Genomic DNA, 21,362 nt, shown 5'->3' with positions numbered 1-21,362 from the left:
GGATGGCCACGCGCTACAGCCAAGACTGGTGGGCGCGCGATGATCCTTCTGATCGACAATTACGACAGCTTTACCTGGAACCTGGTGCAATACCTGGGTGACCTCGGCGCGGACCTCGATGTCCGCCGCAACGACGAGATTACCGTGGCGGAGGCGCTCGACGCCAATCCCGACGCGATCGTGCTGTCACCGGGCCCGTGCACCCCGAACGAGGCCGGCATCTGCTGCGACCTCATCGCCAGGGCCGGCGGCACCGTGCCGATGCTCGGGGTCTGCCTCGGCCATCAGGCGATGGGCCAGGTCTATGGCGGCAACGTGATCCGCGCCCCCGCGCCGATGCACGGCAAGATTTGCGAGATCCGCCACGGTGGCGCCGGCGTGTTCCGTGGCATCAACGGTCCGTTCCAGGCTACCCGCTACCACTCGCTGGTGGTCGAGCGCGGCAGCCTGCCGGAGGCGCTTCAGGTCACCGCCGAGACCGCCGACGGGCTGATCATGGGGCTCGCCCACCGGGAATTGCCGGTGCACGGCGTGCAGTTTCACCCCGAATCGATCGCCTCCGAGCACGGCCACCTGCTGCTCAAGAATTTTCTCGACCTCGCCGCCGACTGGAATAGCCAGAGCGGGCGCCGCCCCGCCGCCCGGTGAACGATCGCCGAAGGATCGACCATGAATAGCTTGAAGGAATTGATCGGCAAGATTGCCACCGGCGCCGTGCTGAGCCGCGACGAGGCCGCCCATGTGTTCGCGTTGATGATGTCGGGCGAGGCGACGCCCTCGCAGATGGGCGCCCTGCTGATGGGCCTGCGCGTCCGCGGCGAAACCGTCGATGAGATTACCGGCGCGGTGTCGGCGATGCGCGCCAAGATGCTGCCGGTCGAGGCGCCCGCCAACGCGGTCGACGTGGTCGGCACCGGCGGCGACGCCTCCGGCTCCTACAATATCTCGACCTGCGCCGCCTTCATCGTCGCCGGCGCCGGCGTGCCGGTGGCCAAGCACGGCAACCGCGCGCTGTCCTCGCGCTCCGGCGCCGCCGACGTGCTCGCCGCCCTCGGCGTCAAGCTCGACCTGACGCCGGCCGACATTTCGGCCTGCATTAAGGAAGCCGGCATCGGCTTCATGTTCGCGCCGGCCCACCACCCGGCGATGAAGAATGTCGGCCCGACCCGGGTCGAGCTCGGCACCCGCACCATCTTCAACCTGCTCGGGCCGCTGTCGAACCCCGCCGGCGTCACCCGCCAGATGGTCGGCGTATTCTCGCGCCACTGGTGCGAGCCGCTGGCCCACGTGCTGGCCAATCTCGGCTCCGAGCGCGCCTGGGTGGTGCATGGCTCCGACGGGCTCGACGAAATCACCAGCACCGGCGCGACCGCGGTCGCCGCCCTCGACAAGGGCAAGGTGACCAGCTTCGAGATTTCGCCCGCCGACGTCGGCCTCAGCCCGACCAAGCCCGACTCGCTGCGCGGCGGCGACGCCGCCGACAACGCCAAGGCGCTGCGGCGGGTGCTGGAGGGCGGACCCGGCCCCTACCGCGACGTCGCCCTGCTGAACGCCGCCGCGGCGCTGGTGGTGTCCGGCAAGGTCGACGGCTTCGCCGAGGGCTTCGCGCTGGCGAAAAGCTCGCTCGACAGCGGTGCGGCCGAAGCCCGCCTTGACCGCCTGATCGCCGTCTCCAATGCTTGATCGATGAGCGACATTCTCGCCCGCATCGGCGCCTACAAGCGCGAGGAAATCGCCGCCGCCAAGCGCGCGCGGCCGCTGGCAACGCTTGAGGCAGCGGCGCGCCAAGCCGGCGCAGTGCGCCCGTTCGCCGGTGCCATCAAGGCCGCCATCGCCGGCGGCCGCACCGCGCTGATCGCCGAGATCAAGAAGGCCAGCCCGTCGAAGGGGCTGATCCGGCCGGACTTCGACCCGCCGGCGTTGGCCCGCGCCTATCAGGCCGGCGGCGCCACCTGCCTGTCGGTGCTGACCGACACCCCCTCGTTCCAGGGCGCGCCGGACTACCTGATCCAGGCACGCGACGCCTGCGCCCTGCCGGCGCTGCGCAAGGATTTTCTCTACGACACCTACCAGGTCGCCGAGGCACGGGCCTGGGGTGCCGACTGCATCCTGATCATCATGGCCGCCATCGACGACGGCTGCGCCGCCGAGCTGGCCGTCGCCGCCCGCGACTTCGGCATGGACGCGCTGGTCGAGGTCCACGACGGGGCCGAACTCGACCGCGCGCTGAAGCTCGATTGCGAGCTGATCGGCATCAACAACCGCAACCTCAAGACCTTCGCGGTCGATCTTGCGATTTCGGAGCAGCTTGCGCCGCAGATCCCGCCCGGCCGCGTCCGGGTCGGCGAGAGCGGCATCTTCACGCCCGCCGACGTGGCGCGGCTGGCGAAGGTCGGCATTCGTACCCTGCTGGTCGGCGAGAGCCTGATGCGCCAGGACGACGTCGCCGCGGCGACGGCCGCATTGCTCGCCGCCGCCGCCGACACCGCGTGACTCCGGTGGCGCGGGGCACCTCGCTCACCCACATCGACGCCCGCGGCAATGCCCGCATGGTCGACGTTTCGGCCAAGCCCGACACCGACCGCACCGCCAAGGCCGAAGGCCGGGTGGTGATGCGGCCGGACACGCTCGCTTTGGTGCGGCGCGGCGACGGCAACAAGGGCGACGTGCTCGGCACCGCCCGCCTCGCCGGCATCATGGCCGCCAAGCGCACCTTTGAGCTGATCCCGCTGTGCCACCCGCTGCTGCTGACCAAGGTCGAGGTCGAGCTTGAGCCCGACGACGCCCTGCCCGGCGTGGTGGTGACGGCCATCGTCGGCACCCGCGGCCAGACCGGGGTCGAAATGGAGGCGCTGACCGCGGTGTCGGTGGCCTGCCTCACCGTCTACGACATGGTGAAGGCGATCGAGCGCGGCGTCCGCATCGAGGCCATCCGCCTGGTCGAGAAGGACGGCGGCGCCTCCGGCCGCTACGTCGCCGAGGAGCCGCCGTGACGTTGATCGCGCTCGACGACGCCCAGCGGCGCGTGATCGAGGGCGTCCGGCCACTGCCGGCCGAGCCCGCCCCGCTCGCCGCGGCCCACGGCCGGGTGCTGGCAGCCGATGTCGGCGCCCGCCGCACCCAGCCTGGCGCCGACATCTCGGCGATGGACGGCTACGCCGTGCGCCACGCCGACATCGCCGCCGCGCCGGCGCGGCTGGCGGTCGCCGGAACGTCGGCGGCAGGCCGGCCCTATCCCGGCCGGCTGGAGCCGGGCCACGCCGTCCGCATCTTCACCGGCGCCACCGTGCCGCACGACGCCGACACCGTGGTGATGCAGGAGGGTTGCACCGCAGAACCCGGTGCCGTCGTCGTCCACCACGCCGCGCCGCCCGGCCGCCACATCCGCCGCCGCGGGCTCGATTTCGTCGAGGGCGAGGTGCTGCTACCGGCCGGCCGCCGCCTCACCGCCCGCGACATCGGGCTTGCCGCGGCGATGAACCACGCCACCCTGCCGGTCCATCGCCGGCCCAAGGTGGCGCTGATCTCGACCGGCGACGAACTGGCGCCGCCGGGCTCGGTGCTGGCCGAAAGCCAGATCGTGTCGTCGAGCGCGCCCTACCTTGCCGCCGCCCTCACCGCGGAAGGTGCCGAGGTCGCCGACCTTGGCCTGGTGCCCGACCGGCTGGAGGCGACCGTCGAGGCGGTGCGGGCGGCGCGGATGCTGGGCGCCGACGTTCTTCTGACCACCGGCGGCGCCTCGGTCGGCGAGCACGATCTCGTCCACCGCGCGCTGGAGGCGGACGGCGTCGAACTCGGCTTCTGGCGCATCGCGCTGCGCCCCGGCCGGCCGCTGATCTTCGGCCGCCGCGCGGCGATGCGTGTGCTCGGCCTGCCCGGCAACCCGGTGTCGACCTTCACCTGCGCGCTGTTGTTCGTGCTGCCGCTGGTGCGGGCGCTGGCCGGACGCTCCGACATTTTGCCGCAGGTCGAGCCGGCGCGCCTGGGATGCGCCCTGCCGGCAACCGACCAGCGGGCGGAAATGTTGCGGGGCACCCTCGCCGACGATGGCGGGCTGGTCGCCACCGCGTTCGCCGAGCAGGATTCCTCAATGATGTCGCTGCTTGCAGCCGCCGATTGCTGCATCGTGCGGGAGGCGTTCGCCCCGGCCGCCGCTGCCGGGGCGCCCTGCCGCATCATCCGGCTCGGCCTTTAGTCCGGTCGGGCTTTTCGTCGCCGCCGCGGCGCAACGCCCGCTCGCACCGGCAGTTACCGCCACTTCTTGCAAATCATTCGCAATCTTCGGTCATGACAGCTATAGCCAATCATGGCATAGACCCGCGCGGGGGTACGCAATTTTATTCGGGGTTCTCATGACCACACTCAGCTCTGCGGACAAAGGCTCAGCCGGTTACGGCGGTCCCGCGATTCTCCTGCATTGGATTATCTTTCTCTTGGTCGTTGGTCTGTTCACCTCGGCCCAGATCGCCGAGGGCGTCGGCGACCAGATCAAGCAGCTGCAAGCCCTGGCCAGCGACCCGGCGGTGGCCGAGCAGATCAAGGGCCTGATGGCGGACCGCGGCAACCTGATGGGCGTGCACAAGGCCATCGGCGTCGTGGTATTCGGCCTGGTGGTTCTCCGTCTGGTCGCCCGTCTAGCGATCGGCGTGCCGGAGCCGGTGTCGGGTTCGCCGATCCTCGGCCTGCTGGCCAAGGCCGCGCACGGGCTGCTCTATGTGCTGCTGATCGTGATGCCCGCGTCGGGCTTCCTGATGTCGATGTATGCCGGCCGTGGCGTCGACCTGCTCGGCATTCCGCCGCTGCTAGAGAAAAACATCGAACTGGCCAAGCAGTTTGGCGCCATCCATGGCCTCACCATGAATGTGATCCTGCTGGTTGTGCTGTTCCACGCCGCGGCGGCTCTTTGGCACCACTACGTCCAGAAGGACGAGACCCTCGGCCGCATGGTGCCGTGGCTGCGCCGCGCTTGACGATTTGGACATGGCGGGAGCTCGTCCCGCCACGTCCGCCTCGGGTTTCATGCGGTTCTCCGGCTGATCAAGCCCGAGAACCGCATTTCGGCTGTCGGGAATTCCGTTTTTAGACAAGAGCTTCCGGCGAGGCTGCGGCCGGACTCGCGACGTGATGTCCCGGGCACCGCATCCCGACCATTTCTCGGCCCACGCCGCCGGCTATGCCGCGCGCCGGCCGAGCTATCCTCGCCACCTTATCGACGTCCTATCCGCCGGGGCGCGGCCTTGCGCTCGACGTCGGCTGCGGCAGCGGCCAGCTCTCGGCCCCGCGCCATCCGCTTCCCGCTGTCGCTGCGATTGGGGCGGGCCGGCTGAGCCGGGGGCATCAACGGCCCCTCTTCAGCGTCCGGGGCCGATGATTACCGTACCAGCCAGCCGGCCAACGCGGCGTTGACGGCGTCCGGCTTCTCCAGCGTCGACAGGTGGCCCGAGCCCGGCACCATCACCAGATCGGCCTTCGGAATCGCCGCCGCCATCTCGCGGGCGAGGTCGGGCGGCGTCAATTGATCGTCGGCGCCGACCAGAACCAGGGTCGGCACCGTGATGGTCGGCAACGTCGGCCGGGAATCGACGCGGCCGAGAATCGCCCGCTGCTGGCGGACGAACGCCTCGGCGCCGACCTCCTGCAGCATGCGCCGCACCACGATCTCAAGGGCACGATCCTCGCGCCGGTTGGGCGCCACCAGCCGCGGCCACAGCGCCTCGTGGATCATGTCGAGCCGGCCGTCCTCGCCCAGTTCGATCATGCGCTTGCGCACGTCGGCGGCAGCCGGCGCGTCGGGGCGCGCCTGGGTGTCGAGCAGCGCCAGCTTGCCGATTCGATCCGGCGCCTGCCGCCACAGCTCGAGCACGACATAGCCGCCCATCGACAGGCCGGCGAGCGCAAAGCGAGGCGGCGCCGTCTCCAGGATCTCGGCCGCCATCGCCGCGATCGAATCGTGCCCGGTCGCGTCCGCCACCACCACCTCGCGGTCGGAGACCGCCGCGGTCTGCGCCGCGTACAGCTCCCCGGTACAGCCGAGCGCCGGCACCATCAGCAGCGGAAGCAGTTCGGACATCGGCGATTCTCCGTAACACCAGCGTCACGACATCATCGCCAGCCGACCCCGCTTGACAATGGCGCGCGTGCCAATAGGGTGCCGCAACTTCGCAGGTTTGCGCTGCGCCGGACGCGCGCGCGAGAGGATTCAATCATGGCCAAGGCCGCAACCATCAAGATCAAGCTCGTGTCGACGGCCGACACCGGCTACTTCTACGTGACGAAGAAGAACTCGCGTACGATGACCGAGAAGCTGTCGAAGAAGAAGTACGACCCGGTCGCGAAGAAGCACGTCGACTTCAAGGAATCCAAGATCAAGTGACCGGCTAAAAGCCGGTCTCATCCAAAAAAGGCGCCGCACGGCGCCTTTTTTGTTGCCCTAATCGACATTGCATACCAACGGCCTCGGATGCTGACGCATGGGGCCGTTGAAACTCACGGCCGGTTGCCGCCGCCTAGCATCCGTTGCCCCCGAACAATCGACCCGCCGAACACGAAATCGCCGGTCGTTCCGGGCGAAGCAGAGACCCGGAACCCACGATCCGCTACGTCCGGGAAAGGCACCGCGATGCCGCGCCGCTGCGCGGGATGCGGACGACGGCAAGCCTCGCGGATGATGGGTCCCGGATCGCGCGGCTTGGCCGCTTGTCCGGGACGACGGCGCGAGGTCTCCCGCCGCGGCCGGCCTGCCTTGGACTCCGGCCATCGGAAATTCTTGCTTCCGAGCAAGGGCCTTCGCCGGAATCGCTTCCCTGGCGCGTAAGCCGTCCGTAAGGGGTGCTGTGGGTGATACCGCGCGGGCTGACGCCCGCCTGGGGATCATAGCTGCTGGTCGAGCGTGCTGGCGTTACGACCACGCCGCTCACGGTGCAAAAAGCGCCCAGAGAAGGAAGGCCGACCGGGTAACGTGCGAAAGGAGGCCTCTCGCGCACGACCCGGCCGGCCAAACCCCACGGACCCAGGAGATGCGGCGGACCTGAGCATTCCGTAGGGCAACCTTGCGAGAGAGACCGGCATAATCGCCACTCTCTCCGATGGCAAGACTCTCGTTGAGCTGAAAGCTACTCCAACTTGCGCCGGAATCAATGCCCGGCCGAATGCCGCGTCCGGCGCTCTTTGAATTGAGTAAAAGTTTATGGTTGACGGCCGCGACTCACGCGGCGTCTGCAACCACACGGTTGCGTCCGTCGCGTTTGGCGCGATAGAGCGCCTGGTCAGCGCGCTTCAAAATCGTGTCCGCGGTATCGGCTTGGTCCTGCCGCGCCGTCAGCCCGATCGAGATGGTGACGTCGAGCAGCCGCGTTCCTTGGTTGACGGCGAACGGCTCGGTCGCGATGTTGCGGCGAATGCGCTCGGCCACCACCGACGCGATGGCGATGTCGGTATCGGGCATCACCACCACGAACTCCTCGCCACCGTAACGGCAGGCAAGGTCGACGTTACGGATCGAGCGCCTGAGTCGAAGCGCGAACTCGCGCAGCACGTCGTCGCCGGCGTCGTGGCCGAAGGTGTCGTTAACCGCCTTGAAGTGGTCGATGTCGAGGATCAGCAGCGACACCGGCTTGGCCCGCGCCGTCGCCCGCTCCAGCACCGCGCCGAGGTGGCTTTCCATGTAACGGCGATTGTGCAGCCCGGTCAGCCCGTCGGTGATGGCGAGTTCCATCGAGTGCTGAACGTTGTCGCGCAGCCTATCGGCGTAACGGCGTTTCTTAACCTGGGTGCGCGCCCGCGCCAGCAACTCCTGGCGATCAATCGGCCGCAGCAGGTAGTCGTTGACGCCCAGCTCCAGCGCCCGCATCAGCCGCTCGCTGTCGTCGGCCTCGACCAGCACCAGGACCGGCACGTGGCGGGTGCGATCGAGCGATCGCAGTTGGCCACACAGCCGAAGCCCGTCGAAACCGTTCAGCCCCAGGCTGACGATGACGAGGTCGAAATTGCCCTCCGCGGCGCGGAACAGCGCTTCCTGCGGGTCGGCCTCCACCTCCACGGTCTGCTCGTGCTGCAGCGCCGCGCTGATACGCTCGGCCGCCGACGGCCGGTCCTCGACGATCAACACCCGGCCGCCCACGCCGGTTTCGACCGCGGCCTCGGCGAGCGGATCGGCGAGGCCGATCTCGCGCGAGGTCGCCGCCCGCATCCGGAGTTCGTCGAGCACCAGCTTCAGCCGCACCAGCGAGCGCACCCGCGTCAGCAGCGCCACCTCGTTGACCGGCTTGGTGAGAAAGTCATCGGCGCCGGCCTCCAAACCCTTGATGCGATCGGAGGCCTGGTCGAGCGCCGTGACCATGATCACCGGAACATGGTCGGTCAGCGGGTTCGCCTTCAGGCGACGGCACACCTCGAACCCGTCCATGCCCGGCATCATGACGTCGAGCAACACGATGTCACACTGGGCGCGAGTGCAGATGTCGAGCGCCTCCACCCCCCCGGCCGCGGCCACGACGTCAAAGTACTCGGCGGTCAGCCGTGCCTCGAGCAGCTTGATGTTGGCCGGGACGTCGTCGACGACCAGAACGCGGGCACTCATCGGGAAACTCTCACGCCAACGGGGAAAAATCGGAGCGCTCAGGCGTCTCCGACGAATTGGCGCACGGTTTCGATGAACTTGCCGATCGAGATCGGCTTGGACAGGTAGGCCTCGCAGCCGCCCTCGCGGATGCGCTCCTCGTCGCCCTTCATGGCGAAGGCGGTGACGGCGACCACCGGGATTGACTTGAGCTGGGGGTCGTCCTTGATCCACTTGGTGACGTCGAGCCCGGAGATTTCCGGCAGCTGGATGTCCATCAAGATGAGATCGGGCCGGTGCTGGCGGGCGATGTCGAGCGCATCGATGCCGTTTCGGGTCATCAGCGTCGCATAGCCGTGCGCTTCCAGGAGGTCGTGGAAGAGCTTCATATTGAGCTCGTTGTCCTCGACGATGAGCACGGTTTTCGGCATGATCCTGCTCCGGCCGCAAGGGGGGCGCTCCGGTCGATGTCGGGTCAAGCCGGCAGCGGGAGAGCGTTTCGCGTCATCCTAAGTATCAAGCGTTACGGAAAGGCAAATGGATCCCTTTCGCCGTCGGGCAGATTCGATGGACAGGTCACGGGCCGAGTTCGTCGGCGCCACTGCGCTCGGCGTGGTGGCGAGCGACCCGGAACGACTTGGCCTGTTCCTTGCGTTGAGCGGGATCGGCCCCGAAACCTTGCGCGAATCCGCCGCCCAGCCCGGCTTCCTGCTCGCGGTGCTCGATTTCGTGCTCTCCGACGACGATCTGGTGCGGGTGGTGGCGAAGGCCGCCGACATTGCGCCGACCGCGGTGGCGAGCGCGCGCGACCAGCTGGCCGGGCCGGCGCCGGGCTGAAGCGATGCCTGCCTTCTGCCGCGACTGTCTTGCCGCCGCCCCGGACGGGACGGTGCGGTGCGGGCAGTGCGGCTCGCCCCGCCTCGCCTGTCATCCCGAACTCGACACCCTGGCGATTGCCCACGTCGACTGCGATGCCTTCTACGCCGCGGTGGAAAAGCGCGACAACCCCGCCCTCACCGACCAGCCGGTGATCATCGGTGGCGGTCGCCGCGGCGTGGTCGCCACCGCCTGCTACGTCGCCCGCACCTACGGCGTGAAGTCGGCCATGCCGATGTTCAAGGCGCTCAAGCTGTGCCCGGACGCAGTGGTGATCGGCCCGGACATGGCGAAGTATGCTCGGGTCGGCCGCGAGGTGCGGGCACGCATGCTGGCACTGACGCCGCTGGTCGAGCCGTTGTCGATCGACGAGGCATTTCTCGACCTTCGCGGCACCGAAGCCCTGCACGGCATGACGCCGGCGCGGGTGCTGGCCCGCTTCGCCGCCTCGATTGAGCGCGAGGTCGGCATCACCGTCTCGGTCGGGCTCGCCCCGAACAAGTTCCTGGCCAAGATCGCCTCCGACCTCGACAAGCCGCGCGGCTTCTCGGTGATCGGCGCCGCCGACGCCGCGGCCTTCCTGGCCGACAAGCCGGTGTCGATCATTTGGGGCGTCGGCAAGGTGTCGGCGGAGCGGCTTGCCGCCGATGGCTTGCGCACGGTTGGCGACCTCGCCAGCGCCGACGAGGCCCACCTCGCCCACCGTTATGGCGGCGAGGGCCTGCGGCTCGCCCGCCTCGCCAAAGGCCGCGACGACCGCCCGGTGGTGGCCGAGCACGAAACCAAGAGCATTTCCAACGAGACCACCTTCGACGTCGACCTCGCCGCGCGTGGCGAGCTGGAGCCGGTGCTGTGGCGGCTGTCGGAGAAGGTGGCGCAACGGCTGAAGGCGGCCGGCCTCGCCGGCCACACCGTGACGCTGAAGCTGAAGACCGCCGACTTCCACCTCCGGACCCGCGCCCGCGCGCTGCCCCACCCGACGCGGCTCGCCCGCCGCATCTTCGACGCCGGGCGGGAGCTGCTGGCGCGCGAGACCGACGGCACCCGCTACCGCCTGATCGGCATCGGCGTGTCGAATCTCACCGATATTGCCGAGGCCGACCCGGTCGACCTCGTCGACAGCTCCGGCCCGCGCACCGCCGCCATGGAAGCGGCGGTCGACGCCCTGCGGGCCAAGTTCGGCTCAGGCGCCGTCGAACGCGGCATCGCGTTCGGCCACCGCCGCGGCCGGCGGTGACGGGTGCAGCGAAGACTGGGTGATAAGGTTTGCGGATTACCGGTCCCGTCGCCTCAGCGCGCCGGTCTCGTCGACCCGACGCAGCGCCGCAAGTTCCGCCGCAGTCGGCTCCGGCACCGGGCTCGCTGCCGGCGACACCTTCAGATCCCACCCGGTGGCGGCCCGGACCTCGTCAATGCCGGAGAACGCAAACCAGCCATCAAGCTCGAATTCCTTCGACTCAGGATGCGGCCGCAGAATGCCGAGCGTGGTAATGATCGCCGACGGGCCGCCACCGACGAAGCCCGCGCGACTGCGGGTGTCCGCTCCGTCGAGATAGCCCGGCGAGCTGATGTAGGCGACGCGTTCGGTGAAACGCTTCTTTTCGTGAGCCACCATGATCACCACCCGCTTGGCGCCGCTGGCGATATCGTTGGCGCCGCCGGCCCCGGTCAGTCGGGTCTTCGGCGGGCGGTACTCCTCGCCGATCTCGCTGCCCCAGATACCGGTGGTGTTGACATTGCCGAACTTATCAACCTCGGCGGCGCCGATGATGCCAACGTCGCACCGGCCGGACGCCACGAAGCAGCCAAGCGCATCCAGCGCAGAGGTGAAACTGGTGGCGTTGGTCGAGAGCCGGTTGCACTCGATGCCCCACGGCAGGCCGCCGACGGGGCTTGAGCCATAAACGCCGCCCTCGGTCATCGCCCGAACGTCAGGGGCGTGGCAAGCCTTGGCGAAATAGCCGGCAAGCATCGACAGACCGACGCCGAAGATCGCGAGCTCGCCGTCGCGGATCTCGCGGCCGGTGGCGATCGCCATCATTTCCTGCCGGGTATAGGCGTGGTGGGTGCCGGTCGCGTCGCTCATGCTTCGGCCTCCCTGGCCATCAGATCCGCGACCTCCTCGTCAGGGAGGATCCAGCGGCGGAACGGGTCGAGCAGAAACCCCGTTGCCGTCGCCTCCAGGCGCTTGCGGGTCTCGGCGCCGATCATCTCGAGATAATCGTCGAGGTCGCTCCAGCCCAGCACGTAGTCCCGGAGATAGGCCGCCGTGCCCTCCTCCGTCGCCAACGCGGCGTTCATCGCCTTCATGTGTGCCTCGTCGCAGTCATGGACGCCGGGTGAGGCCTGCGGCCATGCTGCGAACGGCCAGTGCACCACCGCCTCGACCACCATGTCGGGAATGCGCACGAGATTGGGAAACTGACGAATGCAATCCTGATCGACGATGGCGTCCGCGATCAGCACCACGCGCTTGGCTGCCCGCGACAGTTCGAACCGGCTCCATTCAGTGCCGAGCATGATCGCATTGCCGACGGCGTCCGACAGCGTGACGTGGATGGCGGCAAGATCCGGCGTCAGCGGCTTCAGCGCACCGACCTGCCGGCCGGTGAACGGATCGGTGACGAACGGAATCTTGGAATGATGGTCGATGGGATTGAACGCGCTGTAATGCTGGATGTCCGAATGAATGTTCACGGTCGCCGGCACGAACGGCCACCTCAAGGCGCCGCCAAGCAGACGCAGCGGCAGCGACAGGTTGGAATAGTCCTCCAGCGCCAGCCGGCCGCTCTCTACCGCGCGTCGCAAGCCATTGGCGAAGCCAAACACCTCGAGGCCGGAGAATCCGCATTCCGCCCTGGTCACCGCGCCAGCTGCCGCCAGCAGATTGAGCTGTTGGGTGTTGCAATGGAAGATGGCGTGAAGATCTCGGCGGCCCTGGCGCAGCAACTCACGACCGAACACGATGGCATCCGAGCCCACCGGCAGCGCCGCGCCACTGGCATATTCCATGCCGTCCCATGTGTACCGGCGCACAGCCTCGGCGAGGGAGATCAGCTTCAACGCCACGATCGGAACCTGAGGGTCGGCAGGGAAGCCAATGTCGGCGTGAAGAAGAGCGCCAGCAGCCTGCCGAATGCACCCGCCGCGAGCAGACACAGTGACGCCCAGAACAGTTCGGGCGAGTATGTCTTGAGGCCAAGCGGGTGATCTGCGGTACATAGCGTCGCCAGCGCCCGGCACAGACCCGACGTGTCGCCCATGCACCAGCCGGCCTCCCGCACTGTGAGTACGCCGGCCTCGATCATGAGGCCAAAGATCAGCCCCCACCACGTCACCGCGAGCACCAGGGCGAGCGCTCCTGCAGCAAGCACCCATCCCGCACCGCGCCGCGCCGCCCGCGCCACAGCCCGCGCGCTCATGCCGAGCCGAGGCCGAGCAGCTCGAGCGCGCGCTGGCGCAACGCGATCAGATCCGGGTCGTTGCGATGGCGCGGATAGGGCTTGTCGACCTCCAGCACTGCGGCAATGCGCGCCGGCCGGTCGGTCATCACCACCACCCGCCCGGCCATCAGCAGCGCCTCCTCGACGTCGTGGGTGACCAGGAGCGCGGTGAAGCCGGAATTCTGCCACAGCGACACGATCTCGCTTTGCATCGCCATGCGCGTGAGCTGGTCGAGCTTGCCGAGCGGCTCATCCAGAATGAACAACCGCGGATCATTGACCAGCGCGCGTGCCAGCGCCGCACGCTGGGCCATGCCGCCGGAGAGCTGGTGCGGATAGGCGGAGGCGAAGCGGTCGAGCCCCACCAGCCTGAGCGCCGCTGTGACGCGGTCACGGTGGCTCTTCAACAGCCCGCGCGCCTCCAGCCCGAGCTGGACGTTCTTTTCGACCGTGCGCCACGGAAAGAGCGTGGGGTCCTGGAACACCACCACCCGCGACGGATCGGGGCCGGCGATCTCCACGCCATCGGCGAGAATGGCGCCGCGCCGCGGACGGTCGAGCCCGGCGACCAGTCGCAGCAGCGTCGACTTCCCGCAACCGGAGGGACCGAGCAGCGCCACGAAGCTGCCGGGCTCGACGTCGAGCGTGATGTCCTGCAGCACCGGCAGGATCTCGCCGTCGAGGTCGAAGGCGTGGTCGACGCCGCGGATCGCCAGTGCCATCCCGGCGTCCACCGACTGTTCGCGCTGCAGCGACGCGGTCACTACCATCTGAGGAGCCCCTTCTGCCAGGCGAGGAGATGGTCGCGGACGCGGAACAGCAGCGTCACCGCGCCCGAGCACAGGATCGCCAGCACCACCAGCGCCGCATACATGTTGCCATAGGCGCCCCAGCCCTGCGCCCATTGCAGGTACCAGCCGAGCCCGGCCTTGACGCCCATCATCTCGGCCACCACCAGCACCGCAAATGCACCGCCGAGCCCCATGAACAGGCCGACGAACACGTGCGGCATCGCCGCCGGAATCGCCACCTTCAGCACCAGGAAGCGCTGGTTGGCGCCAAGGGTGCGCGCGATGTCGTAGTAGGCGCTCGACACCGTCGCCACCCCCGACCAGGTCAGCACAGCCACCGGCACGCCAGTGGCGAGCGCGATCAGGAACACGCCGGCGCTGGCGCTCGACGGAAAGGCGAAGAACGCGAACGGCAGCCACGCCGTCGCCGGGATCGGGCCGACGAAGCGCAGGATGGGATGGCCCCAATAGGAGGCCACCGGCGACCAGCCGAGTGCGAGGCCGAACACGAAGCCGGCAACGCCGCCGATCGCCACGCCCTTGACCAGCAGCAGCGCGGAATAGGCCACGCACTCCGCCAGCATCGCGCCCTCATCGAGATAGACTTCGAGGATTGCCTGCGGCGGCATGAAGAACGGCACCGGCAACCACGCCAATTTCGCCGTCACCAGCTCCCAGGCGGTGAAGATCACCGCCAGCGCGATCATCCACGCCTCGCCTCGCCGCGCGGCCCGGCCGAACTTGCCGAGCCGATGGCCAAACACCGCCGTCACCAGCACCACCACCGCGACAGCGAGCGCCACCGCGACCAGCTCCGTGGTGCGCGGCCAGTCCTGTGGCTGCGGCCACCATGCCGTCACCGCGGCCGCGGCCAGCCACGCTGGCGGCGCCAGCACAGCCGTCCAGCGAATGCCGCACGGCGCGACCGTCTCCCGGCTCTCCAGCACGAAAGCGCTATCGCTGCGATCGTCGACGATGCTTGTCATATCGAGGTCCGTCAGCTGAAAACGTCGCCAAAGACTCGCTCGGCGAACTTGCGGGAGTCGGTCGAGGGCTTCAGCACCTGCACCTTCTTCAGCTCGTCCGCATAGAGCACGATCTCTTGCTTCAGCGCCTCGCCCACCGGGTTGTGGCTGTGGGTGTGGTAGGCCACCATCGCCGTCAAATCCTCAACGCCACTCTTGGGCTTATAGGCGTTGTAGAAGACCTCGGCGGTGCCCCGCGGATCCTTCGCCGTTGCAGCCGAGGCTTCCAGGATCGCCGTCGCAGCGGCGCGTACCGTTGTCTTGTCCTCGCGGTACAGCTTGCCTGGCACCGCGAAGATGCAGCAGGTGCGGTTTGCGTATTCGCCGTCGAGATTGGTGGCGATCTGAACGTACCGCTCGTCCTTGAGATAGAAGTGGGTGTCGGGATCCCAGTGCGCCAACGCCTGCGCCTCGCCCTTCTCCACCGCCAGCCCGAGCAGATTGCCGGGATAGACGCGCCAGTCGACCTCCCTGGCCGGATCGATGCCGATCAAGGCAAGACGCAGCGAGATGAAGCTCTTGGCCGGGCTGGACTGGTCGGCGACTGCCACCACCTTGCCCTTCAAATCCTCCAGCTTCTCGATTCCCGCCGGCTTCCAGCCCAACAGGCGCAGGCAGCCGCCGTGGGTGCCGGCAATCAGCTTGACGTCGAAGCCCTGTTCGAGTGGCTTGAACCAGCGCAGCGCCATGCCCACCGCGCCCTCGGCCTTGCCGGTGGCGAGCGCTTCGAGCAGCTGCTCAGTCGAGCCGGCGAAGGTGAGCGTCTCGGCGGCAAGGCCATGCTTCGCGAAGATGCCCTTCTCGATGGCGTAGCCGACCGGCGCTGAGCACACCGCGCCGGTGTTCCAAGCGATGCGGAACGGCTTGGCCTCGCCTTCTGCGCGGGCAACGCCGTTGGCAATGAATGGGGCCGCTAGGAGCGTGCCGGCGCCTCCGATCAGCAACTGGCGACGTGAAAGCGACGTGACGGATGCGCTCATGACGGACTCCTCGAAACCGCGTGACCTTGGTTTGCTGCGTGCGGTCCCTGTTGGCGACGATCTTGAGACTGGATAGTAGCGGCCTCCTCGCAAAATCGGCTTCTCTTGTTGCCGTACGCAGGAGCAGAAATGCCCGCCCTCACCCGTTTGGGCAGATGAGCCTGCTGTTCCGGCGCGCACCGATCGGAGACAGGCGAACGCAGCATGACGGCATCCGCGCAGCTCGTTCGCCTAATCTTCCGAATCCCGATGCGGGTCGCCTGCGCGATCGTGAAATTATCCGGCGCAACGTCGTTTGCTCCGCCACAGAAAAAATAATGTGCGGAGCGCCGTCATCTCAAAATCCGCTATCACGATCGGCCGCAAGATTGGACGTTCAAGCTACCGCAATTCGTTGCGTACACAGCCCCGCGGCCGTAGCCTGACGACGTGATGATGCAAGCTCCGCCTAACGTGCGCCGGCGAACCATCGCAGCATGAAGACCGTGACATCCGTTTCCGAAATCACCGGCAGATCGCCGGCTGTCGCGCGGCATCCGCGCGCGGCCGGAGCCCCACCGTCACCGATGGCCAACGGGATCATTGCGCCATGAACCGGCCGTTCCCCCATGCCGAGATTGGCGCCGCGGTCGCGGCGCTTCAGGCGCGCTTAGGCGAGCGCGCGGTAACCTCGGACGCGGTGCGCGACCACCACGCCCGCGACGAAAGCTCCCATGCCGCCCGCAAGCCCGACATCGTGGTGTTTCCCGAAGCCACCCACGAGGTCGCCGAGATCGCCCGCATCGCCTCCGCCTTTCAGGTTCCGATCGTGCCGTTCGGAGCTGGATCGGGGCTCGAAGGCGCCGCCATCCCAGTGTTCGGCGGCATCTCGCTCGACACCTCGCGTCTCGACGCCATCCTGGAGATCCGTGCCGATGACATGATTGCACGGGTCCAGGCCGGAGTGCGGCGGCAGGCGCTCAATCACCATCTGCGCGACACCGGCCTGTTCTTCCCGGTCGATCCCGGCGCCGACGCCTCGATCGGCGGCATGGTGGCGACCGGCGCCAGCGGCACCAACGCGGTTCGCTTCGGCGTGATGCGCGAGAATGTGCTCGGCCTCACCGTAGTGCTTGTCGACGGCCGGGTGATCCGCACCGGCGGGCTCGCCCGCAAGTCATCCGCCGGCTACGACCTGACACGGCTGTTCGTCGGCTCGGAGGGCACGCTCGGTATCGTCACCGAGGTGACGCTGCGCCTTCACCCCATTCCCGACGCGGTGTCCGCCACCGCCGGCTTCATGACGCTCTATGGCGCGGTGGCGGCAGTGGTCGACATCAAGCGCGCCGGCATCGCCATCGGCCGGGTCGAGCTGCTCGACGAGGCCACCGTCGCGGTGATTGGCCGGCGCAGCAGCCTCGAGCTCGATCCACTGCCAACCCTGTTCTTCGAGTTCCACGGCGACGCGGCGGAAGTCGCGGTGTTGTCGAACACCGTCTCCGAGATCATCGCCGAGAATGGCGGTACCAACCTGCGCTGGCTGCGCGAGGACGCCGCCGCGCGTGCGCTATGGGACGCGCGGCGACTGGCGCCATCGTGGCTGAAAGCCGAGCGTCTGGGAGCGGTGTCGCGACCCTCGGACGTCTGCGTGCCGGTGTCCAGCCTCGCCGATCTGGTGGCGGAAACCCGCGCCGACGTCGCGGCCTCGCCGGTGCCGGCCTACATGTTCGGCCACGTCGGCGACGGCAATTTCCACTGCCTGTTCGTCTATCACCCAAACGACCCGGCCGAGGAGGCCGAGGCAGCGCGGCTGGGCGATCGCATCGTCGCGCGCGCCCTCGCCGCTGGCGGCACCGCCACCGGCGAGCACGGCGTCGGCCTCGGAAAACGCCGGTGGCTCGAGCGCGAACACGGCAGCGAGGCGGTGGCGGTGATGCAGGCGTTGAAGTTCACGCTCGATCCACTCGGCCTGCTCAATCCCGGCAAGGTTCTGCCCGAGCCCACCACGCTGGCTTGGCCCGACCAATTGGCTAGCTCCTTCTGACCGATGAGACGTTCGATCATGCGCCGTCTGTTCCACCGATTGTCTGTCGCCGCCATCAGTTTCGCCGTGTCCACGCCAGCCGTGGCCGAGACCATCCGGGTTGGCGCCACGTCCGGGCCGCATGCCCAGATTCTCGAAGCCGTGGTGCCGGTGGCGAAATCCAGGGGACTCGACATCAAGATCGTCGAGTTCTCCGACGGAACGATGATCAACCCCGCCACCGACAGCGGCGAGATCGACGCCAACGCCTTTCAGCACACGCCGTACCTCGACCGGCAGAACCGCGACCGGCACCTCGATGTCGTCTCGGTCGCGCGCACCGTGCTGATGCCGATCACCGCCTATTCGAAGCGCCACGCCACCGTCGCCGGCCTGCCGCGCGGCGGCGAGATCGCCATTCCCAACGACCCCACCAATTCCGGTAGAGCGCTCAAGCTTCTGGAGGGCAGCGGCCTGTTGCGGCTCAAGCCCGGCACTGGCTTCGAGGCGACCGTGTTCGACATCATCGACAACCCGAACGGCTTCCGAATCACCGAGCTGGAAGCGGCGCAGATTCCGCGTGTGCTGGCCGATGTCGACCTCGGGGTGATCAACACAAACTACGCCATCCGCGCCGGGCTCGACCCACGCAAGGACGCGCTGCTGCGCGAGAACGAGCTATCCGATTACTTCTGCCTGATCGGCGTCGCCCGCCGCAACGTCGAGCAGCCGTGGGTCAAGACGTTGGTGGAGAGCTTCCGCTCGGATGAGGTCAAGACGTTCATCATTGGCACCTTCAAGGGCGACATCCTGGCGGGGTGGTGAGACCGCGCACATCCAACATACCGATCAGAGGGGAAGAACATGACTGTCGCAATCCGCAACGTTGAAACGCTGGCGCTGCACGGCGGCTCGTTCCGCGCCGATCCCACCAACGGCGCCACCCAGGTTCCGATCTATCAGAGCACGTCGTTCGACCTCAGGAGCACCGAACGTGCCGACCGTCTGGTCAATTTCGAGGAGATCGGCTTCATCTATTCGCGCGTCGGCAACCCGACCCAGCACGTGCTGGAGGAACGGCTGGCGGCGATCGAAGGCGGCGCCGCTGCTTTGGCGCTGGCCTCGGGCCAGGCGGCGGCGGCGCTGTCGGTGCTCACTCTGGTCCAGGCCGGCGATAACATCGTCACGTCGACCGACCTCTATGGCGGGACCTGGAATTTCTTCGCCAACCGCCTGAAGCAGTTCGGCATCGAAGCACGCTTCGTCGATCCAGCCGACCCCGAGAACTTCCGCCGGGCAACCGATGACAAGACCCGCCTCTATTTCGGCGAAACGCTGCCGAACCCCAAGCTCAACGTATTTCCGATCCGCGAGGTTGCCGACATCGGGCGCAGCCTTGGCGTGCCCTTGATCATCGACAACACCTCCGCCCCGCTGTTGGCGCGGCCGATCGACCATGGCGCTGCCATCGTCGTTCATTCCGCCACCAAGTATATCGGCGGCCACGGCACCACCATCGGCGGCGCCATCATCGACTCCGGCCAATTCCCATGGGAGCAGTTCGCCGACCGTCACCGGCTGATCACCGATCCGGACCCCTCCTATCACGGCCGAATCTGGACCGACATCGCCCGGCCCTACGGCCCGATCGCCTACATCTTCGCGGTGCGCGCCGGCCTGTTGCGCGATCTCGGGCCGGCGATCGCACCGCAAAACGCCTTTCAGCTGATCCAGGGGCTGGAGACGCTACCGCTGCGCATCCGCCAGCACAGCGAGAATGCGGTCGCCGTCGCCAAATTCCTGTCCGGGCATCCCAAGGTCACGGCCGTGATCTTCCCCGGCGTGCAGAACGGCGAAGCTCGCCGAAGAGCCGATGCTTACCTGAAGGGCGGCTTTGGCGGCCTGGTCGGATTCGAGCTCAAGGGCGGCACCGACGCCGGCCGGCGCTTTATCGACGCACTGAAGCTGTTCTTCCACGTCGCCAATATCGGCGACACGCACAGCCTCGCCATCCACCCGGCGTCGACCACCCACGCCCAGCTGTCGCCGGAGGAGCAGCTCGCCAGCGGCGTCACTCCCGGCTACGTGCGGCTGTCGGTCGGCATTGAGAACATTGAGGACATCATCACCGACATTTCCCAGGCACTGGAGCACGCGTGAGGCAACATGCCGATCAATCTTAAGACCCCGGCGGTCGAAACTCGCGAGCAGCGGCTCGGCACCATCACCCAGTGGGAAGGCTCGGCCCGCCAGCTCGCCCGCGATTCCGCCTTCACCTATGGCTGCGCCAAGGGGTGCAATCCCGACGCGCGCGGACAGGGCGGCCGCCGGCTGTGCGAGAGCTCGACGCCCTATTCGCAGGCATCGATGTGCGCCGAGCACATCGCCGTCACCAACGCCACCATCATCCAACGCTCGGTGGTGGTGCAGCACGCCCCGATCGGCTGCGCCGCCAGCCAGTCCTTCACCTGCCGCTACTATCGCGACCTCGCGGCACGGCGCGGCTGGGAGCTGGAGGATCCCAAGTCGATCTGCACCAATCTCGGCGAGCAGGACATGGTGTTCGGCGGCGTCGAGCGGCTGGAGCAAACCATCCGCGCCGCGTTCGAGCGCCATAAACCGCGGGTGATCTTCGTCGCCACCTCGTGCGCCACCGGCATCATTGGCGACGACGTCGACGGCGCCGCGCGGCGCGTCGAGGCCGAGATCGGAATTCCGGTCGTCACGCTGCACTGCGAGGGCTTCAAGTCGAAGCACTGGTCGAGCGGATGGGACGTGATCGAGCACGGCATCCTGCGCCGGCTGGTGCCGACCGCGCCGGCGAGGCAGCCTGACCTCATCAACGTCATCCACCTTGGCGGGTCGGACGTGTTCTCGCCGCTGCTCGGGCCGCTCGGGCTCAAGGTCAATCTGGTGATGGGCGGCTCGACGCTGGAACGTCTCGCTGCGATGTCGGAAGCCTCGGCCACGGTGACGATGTGCTTCGTGCTGTCCTACCTCGCAACCGGGCTCGAGCAGGAGTTCGGTATCCCGGAGGTGAAGGCGCCGCTGCCCTATGGCCTCGACGCCACCGACGGGTGGCTGCGCGACATCGCCCGCATCACCGGACGCGAGGACAGGGTCGAGGAGCTGATCGCGCGCGAGCGTGCCCGCATCAATCCCGAGCTGGAGCGGCTGCGCCGCGCGCTCAAGGGCAAGAAGGGCTTTGTTGCCGCCGGCGCAGCGTTCGCCCACGGGCTGATCGCCGATCTGCGCGACCTCGGCGTCGAGGTCGACGGCGCGTTCTCGTTCCACCACGACCCTTCGACCGACAGTGGCGACCCGCGCCAGGATTCGCTGATGCATCTGGTCGACACCTGGGGCGACGTGCCCAACTTCACCGTCAGCCCCGACCAGCACTTCCAGGCCCACGCCGCGCTGAAGCGCTCGAAGCCGGATTTCGTGGTCTGCCGCCATTCCGGCACCACGGCGGTGCTGGCGGCGCGACTGGGCATTCCGGTGCTGCCGATCTTCTATTCCAATGACGGGATCGGCTACGACGGGTTGATCACCATCGGCCGTGCCATCCTGCGCGTGCTGCCGCGCCGGCGGTTTTACCAGGACGTCGCCAGCCATTCGCACTTTCCTTATCAGCCGTGGTGGCTCGAACAAACCGAGCCCTACGCCCCGATCCTCGAACCGGCGTGAG

Annotated in this window: 22 protein-coding genes; 13 read left to right on the top strand and 9 right to left on the bottom strand. The window is 67.9% G+C overall.

What is annotated here, in order from left to right; all coding sequences use genetic code 11:
- The first annotated feature begins 39 nt into the window (after nt 1-39).
- From BVIR_RS07790 to BVIR_RS07765, 6 genes are all read left to right on the top strand, one after another.
- A complete protein-coding gene (locus tag BVIR_RS07790) occupies nt 40-648 on the top strand; it encodes an anthranilate synthase component II (protein ID WP_055037182.1) in 609 nt (202 codons plus the stop codon).
- A gap of 21 nt (nt 649-669) precedes the next feature.
- The gene (gene trpD, locus BVIR_RS07785; protein ID WP_055037181.1) at nt 670-1,683 is read left to right on the top strand and encodes an anthranilate phosphoribosyltransferase; all 1,014 of its coding nucleotides are present in this window, start codon (nt 670-672) and stop codon (nt 1,681-1,683) included.
- Between the two features lie 3 nt (nt 1,684-1,686).
- Nucleotides 1,687-2,493 carry an indole-3-glycerol phosphate synthase TrpC gene (gene trpC, locus BVIR_RS07780; protein ID WP_055037180.1) on the top strand — a complete coding sequence of 269 codons (807 nt, stop codon included), beginning with the start codon at nt 1,687-1,689 and terminating at the stop codon, nt 2,491-2,493.
- A gap of 5 nt (nt 2,494-2,498) precedes the next feature.
- Nucleotides 2,499-2,993, top strand: coding sequence for a cyclic pyranopterin monophosphate synthase MoaC (moaC, locus tag BVIR_RS07775; RefSeq protein ID WP_145912033.1), 495 nt, complete (start codon nt 2,499-2,501; stop codon nt 2,991-2,993).
- Complete coding sequence (locus BVIR_RS07770; RefSeq protein WP_055037179.1) at nt 2,990-4,195, top strand: molybdopterin molybdotransferase MoeA; 1,206 nt, start codon at nt 2,990-2,992, stop codon at nt 4,193-4,195. Before moaC ends, BVIR_RS07770 begins: the two co-directional genes overlap by 4 nt.
- Nucleotides 4,196-4,352: 157 nt before the next feature.
- Nucleotides 4,353-4,970 (top strand): cytochrome b, encoded by a 618-nt coding sequence (locus BVIR_RS07765; protein WP_055037178.1) that lies wholly within the window; start codon nt 4,353-4,355, stop codon nt 4,968-4,970.
- Between the two features lie 401 nt (nt 4,971-5,371).
- Here BVIR_RS07765 and BVIR_RS07760 read toward each other — a convergent pair whose 3' ends face one another.
- Nucleotides 5,372-6,070 carry an alpha/beta fold hydrolase gene (locus BVIR_RS07760; RefSeq protein WP_055037177.1) on the bottom strand — a complete coding sequence of 233 codons (699 nt, stop codon included), beginning with the start codon at nt 6,068-6,070 and terminating at the stop codon, nt 5,372-5,374.
- A gap of 135 nt (nt 6,071-6,205) precedes the next feature.
- Here BVIR_RS07760 and rpmG point away from each other — a divergent pair, with 135 nt between their 5' ends.
- Complete coding sequence (gene rpmG / locus BVIR_RS07755) at nt 6,206-6,373, top strand: 50S ribosomal protein L33 (protein WP_055037176.1); 168 nt, start codon at nt 6,206-6,208, stop codon at nt 6,371-6,373.
- An 831-nt stretch (nt 6,374-7,204) separates the two neighbouring features.
- Here the strand turns inward: rpmG and BVIR_RS07750 are convergent.
- Nucleotides 7,205-8,578, bottom strand: a complete 1,374-nt coding sequence (locus tag BVIR_RS07750; RefSeq protein ID WP_055037175.1) for a PleD family two-component system response regulator — start codon at nt 8,576-8,578, stop codon at nt 7,205-7,207.
- 38 nt (nt 8,579-8,616) lie between these two features.
- Nucleotides 8,617-8,988 carry a response regulator gene (locus BVIR_RS07745; RefSeq protein ID WP_055037174.1) on the bottom strand — a complete coding sequence of 124 codons (372 nt, stop codon included), beginning with the start codon at nt 8,986-8,988 and terminating at the stop codon, nt 8,617-8,619.
- A gap of 136 nt (nt 8,989-9,124) precedes the next feature.
- Here BVIR_RS07745 and BVIR_RS07740 point away from each other — a divergent pair, with 136 nt between their 5' ends.
- On the top strand, nt 9,125-9,394 hold the full coding sequence (locus BVIR_RS07740; protein WP_055037173.1) for a DUF3572 domain-containing protein: 270 nt from the start codon (nt 9,125-9,127) through the stop codon (nt 9,392-9,394).
- 4 nt (nt 9,395-9,398) lie between these two features.
- Nucleotides 9,399-10,670, top strand: a complete 1,272-nt coding sequence (locus BVIR_RS07735) for a DNA polymerase IV (RefSeq protein WP_055037172.1) — start codon at nt 9,399-9,401, stop codon at nt 10,668-10,670.
- Between the two features lie 36 nt (nt 10,671-10,706).
- Here the strand turns inward: BVIR_RS07735 and BVIR_RS07730 are convergent, their stop codons facing one another.
- The 6 genes from BVIR_RS07730 to BVIR_RS07705 all read right to left on the bottom strand — a co-directional run bounded on the left by BVIR_RS07730 (nt 10,707) and on the right by BVIR_RS07705 (nt 15,672).
- Nucleotides 10,707-11,519 carry a CoA-transferase subunit beta gene (locus tag BVIR_RS07730; RefSeq protein ID WP_055037171.1) on the bottom strand — a complete coding sequence of 271 codons (813 nt, stop codon included), beginning with the start codon at nt 11,517-11,519 and terminating at the stop codon, nt 10,707-10,709.
- Nucleotides 11,516-12,502, bottom strand: coding sequence for a CoA transferase subunit A (locus tag BVIR_RS07725; protein WP_236823737.1), 987 nt, complete (start codon nt 12,500-12,502; stop codon nt 11,516-11,518). The genes BVIR_RS07730 and BVIR_RS07725 overlap by 4 nt, the downstream gene beginning before the upstream one ends.
- Nucleotides 12,493-12,780: a hypothetical protein gene (locus BVIR_RS17025; protein WP_055037170.1), complete on the bottom strand. Its 288-nt coding sequence runs from the start codon at nt 12,778-12,780 to the stop codon at nt 12,493-12,495. Before BVIR_RS17025 ends, BVIR_RS07725 begins: the two co-directional genes overlap by 10 nt.
- A gap of 71 nt (nt 12,781-12,851) precedes the next feature.
- Nucleotides 12,852-13,646, bottom strand: a complete 795-nt coding sequence (locus BVIR_RS07715; RefSeq protein ID WP_055037169.1) for an ABC transporter ATP-binding protein — start codon at nt 13,644-13,646, stop codon at nt 12,852-12,854.
- A complete protein-coding gene (locus BVIR_RS07710) occupies nt 13,640-14,653 on the bottom strand; it encodes an ABC transporter permease (protein WP_055037168.1) in 1,014 nt (337 codons plus the stop codon). Before BVIR_RS07710 ends, BVIR_RS07715 begins: the two co-directional genes overlap by 7 nt.
- An 11-nt stretch (nt 14,654-14,664) precedes the next feature.
- Nucleotides 14,665-15,672: an ABC transporter substrate-binding protein gene (locus BVIR_RS07705; protein ID WP_082416829.1), complete on the bottom strand. Its 1,008-nt coding sequence runs from the start codon at nt 15,670-15,672 to the stop codon at nt 14,665-14,667.
- A 589-nt stretch (nt 15,673-16,261) separates the two neighbouring features.
- Here BVIR_RS07705 and BVIR_RS07700 point away from each other — a divergent pair.
- The 4 genes from BVIR_RS07700 to BVIR_RS07685 all read left to right on the top strand — a co-directional run bounded on the left by BVIR_RS07700 (nt 16,262) and on the right by BVIR_RS07685 (nt 21,361).
- Nucleotides 16,262-17,695: an FAD-binding oxidoreductase gene (locus BVIR_RS07700; protein WP_055037166.1), complete on the top strand. Its 1,434-nt coding sequence runs from the start codon at nt 16,262-16,264 to the stop codon at nt 17,693-17,695.
- 66 nt (nt 17,696-17,761) lie between these two features.
- Nucleotides 17,762-18,499 carry a MetQ/NlpA family ABC transporter substrate-binding protein gene (locus BVIR_RS07695; protein ID WP_335338145.1) on the top strand — a complete coding sequence of 246 codons (738 nt, stop codon included), beginning with the start codon at nt 17,762-17,764 and terminating at the stop codon, nt 18,497-18,499.
- Between the two features lie 39 nt (nt 18,500-18,538).
- Nucleotides 18,539-19,834: an O-acetylhomoserine aminocarboxypropyltransferase/cysteine synthase family protein gene (locus tag BVIR_RS07690; RefSeq protein WP_055037164.1), complete on the top strand. Its 1,296-nt coding sequence runs from the start codon at nt 18,539-18,541 to the stop codon at nt 19,832-19,834.
- Nucleotides 19,835-19,840: 6 nt separating this feature from the next.
- Nucleotides 19,841-21,361: a nitrogenase component 1 gene (locus BVIR_RS07685; protein ID WP_055037163.1), complete on the top strand. Its 1,521-nt coding sequence runs from the start codon at nt 19,841-19,843 to the stop codon at nt 21,359-21,361.
- Nucleotide 21,362: the final 1 nt, after the last annotated feature.

This window comes from Blastochloris viridis (assembly GCF_001402875.1).
In the GTDB taxonomy this organism is placed as follows: domain Bacteria; phylum Pseudomonadota; class Alphaproteobacteria; order Rhizobiales; family Xanthobacteraceae; genus Blastochloris; species Blastochloris viridis.
The sequence above is the reverse complement of the archived record's forward strand: the minus strand, read 5'-3'. Positions and strand labels throughout refer to the sequence as shown.

Bases quoted from the DNA above. Each gene is read 5' to 3' on its own strand.
- BVIR_RS07790 (WP_055037182.1), top strand. From the start codon at position 40: ATGATCCTTCTGATCGACAATTACGACAGCTTTACCTGGAACCTGGTG.
- trpD (WP_055037181.1), top strand. From the start codon at position 670: ATGAATAGCTTGAAGGAATTGATCGGCAAGATTGCCACCGGCGCCGTG.
- trpC (WP_055037180.1), top strand. From the start codon at position 1,687: ATGAGCGACATTCTCGCCCGCATCGGCGCCTACAAGCGCGAGGAAATC.
- BVIR_RS07765 (WP_055037178.1), top strand. From the start codon at position 4,353: ATGACCACACTCAGCTCTGCGGACAAAGGCTCAGCCGGTTACGGCGGT.
- BVIR_RS07760 (WP_055037177.1), bottom strand. From the start codon at position 6,070: ATGTCCGAACTGCTTCCGCTGCTGATGGTGCCGGCGCTCGGCTGTACC.
- rpmG (WP_055037176.1), top strand. From the start codon at position 6,206: ATGGCCAAGGCCGCAACCATCAAGATCAAGCTCGTGTCGACGGCCGAC.
- BVIR_RS07750 (WP_055037175.1), bottom strand. From the start codon at position 8,578: ATGAGTGCCCGCGTTCTGGTCGTCGACGACGTCCCGGCCAACATCAAG.
- BVIR_RS07745 (WP_055037174.1), bottom strand. From the start codon at position 8,988: ATGCCGAAAACCGTGCTCATCGTCGAGGACAACGAGCTCAATATGAAG.
- BVIR_RS07740 (WP_055037173.1), top strand. From the start codon at position 9,125: ATGGACAGGTCACGGGCCGAGTTCGTCGGCGCCACTGCGCTCGGCGTG.
- BVIR_RS07735 (WP_055037172.1), top strand. From the start codon at position 9,399: ATGCCTGCCTTCTGCCGCGACTGTCTTGCCGCCGCCCCGGACGGGACG.
- BVIR_RS07730 (WP_055037171.1), bottom strand. From the start codon at position 11,519: ATGAGCGACGCGACCGGCACCCACCACGCCTATACCCGGCAGGAAATG.
- BVIR_RS07715 (WP_055037169.1), bottom strand. From the start codon at position 13,646: ATGGTAGTGACCGCGTCGCTGCAGCGCGAACAGTCGGTGGACGCCGGG.
- BVIR_RS07710 (WP_055037168.1), bottom strand. From the start codon at position 14,653: ATGACAAGCATCGTCGACGATCGCAGCGATAGCGCTTTCGTGCTGGAG.
- BVIR_RS07705 (WP_082416829.1), bottom strand. From the start codon at position 15,672: ATGAGCGCATCCGTCACGTCGCTTTCACGTCGCCAGTTGCTGATCGGA.
- BVIR_RS07700 (WP_055037166.1), top strand. From the start codon at position 16,262: ATGAACCGGCCGTTCCCCCATGCCGAGATTGGCGCCGCGGTCGCGGCG.
- BVIR_RS07690 (WP_055037164.1), top strand. From the start codon at position 18,539: ATGACTGTCGCAATCCGCAACGTTGAAACGCTGGCGCTGCACGGCGGC.
- BVIR_RS07685 (WP_055037163.1), top strand. From the start codon at position 19,841: ATGCCGATCAATCTTAAGACCCCGGCGGTCGAAACTCGCGAGCAGCGG.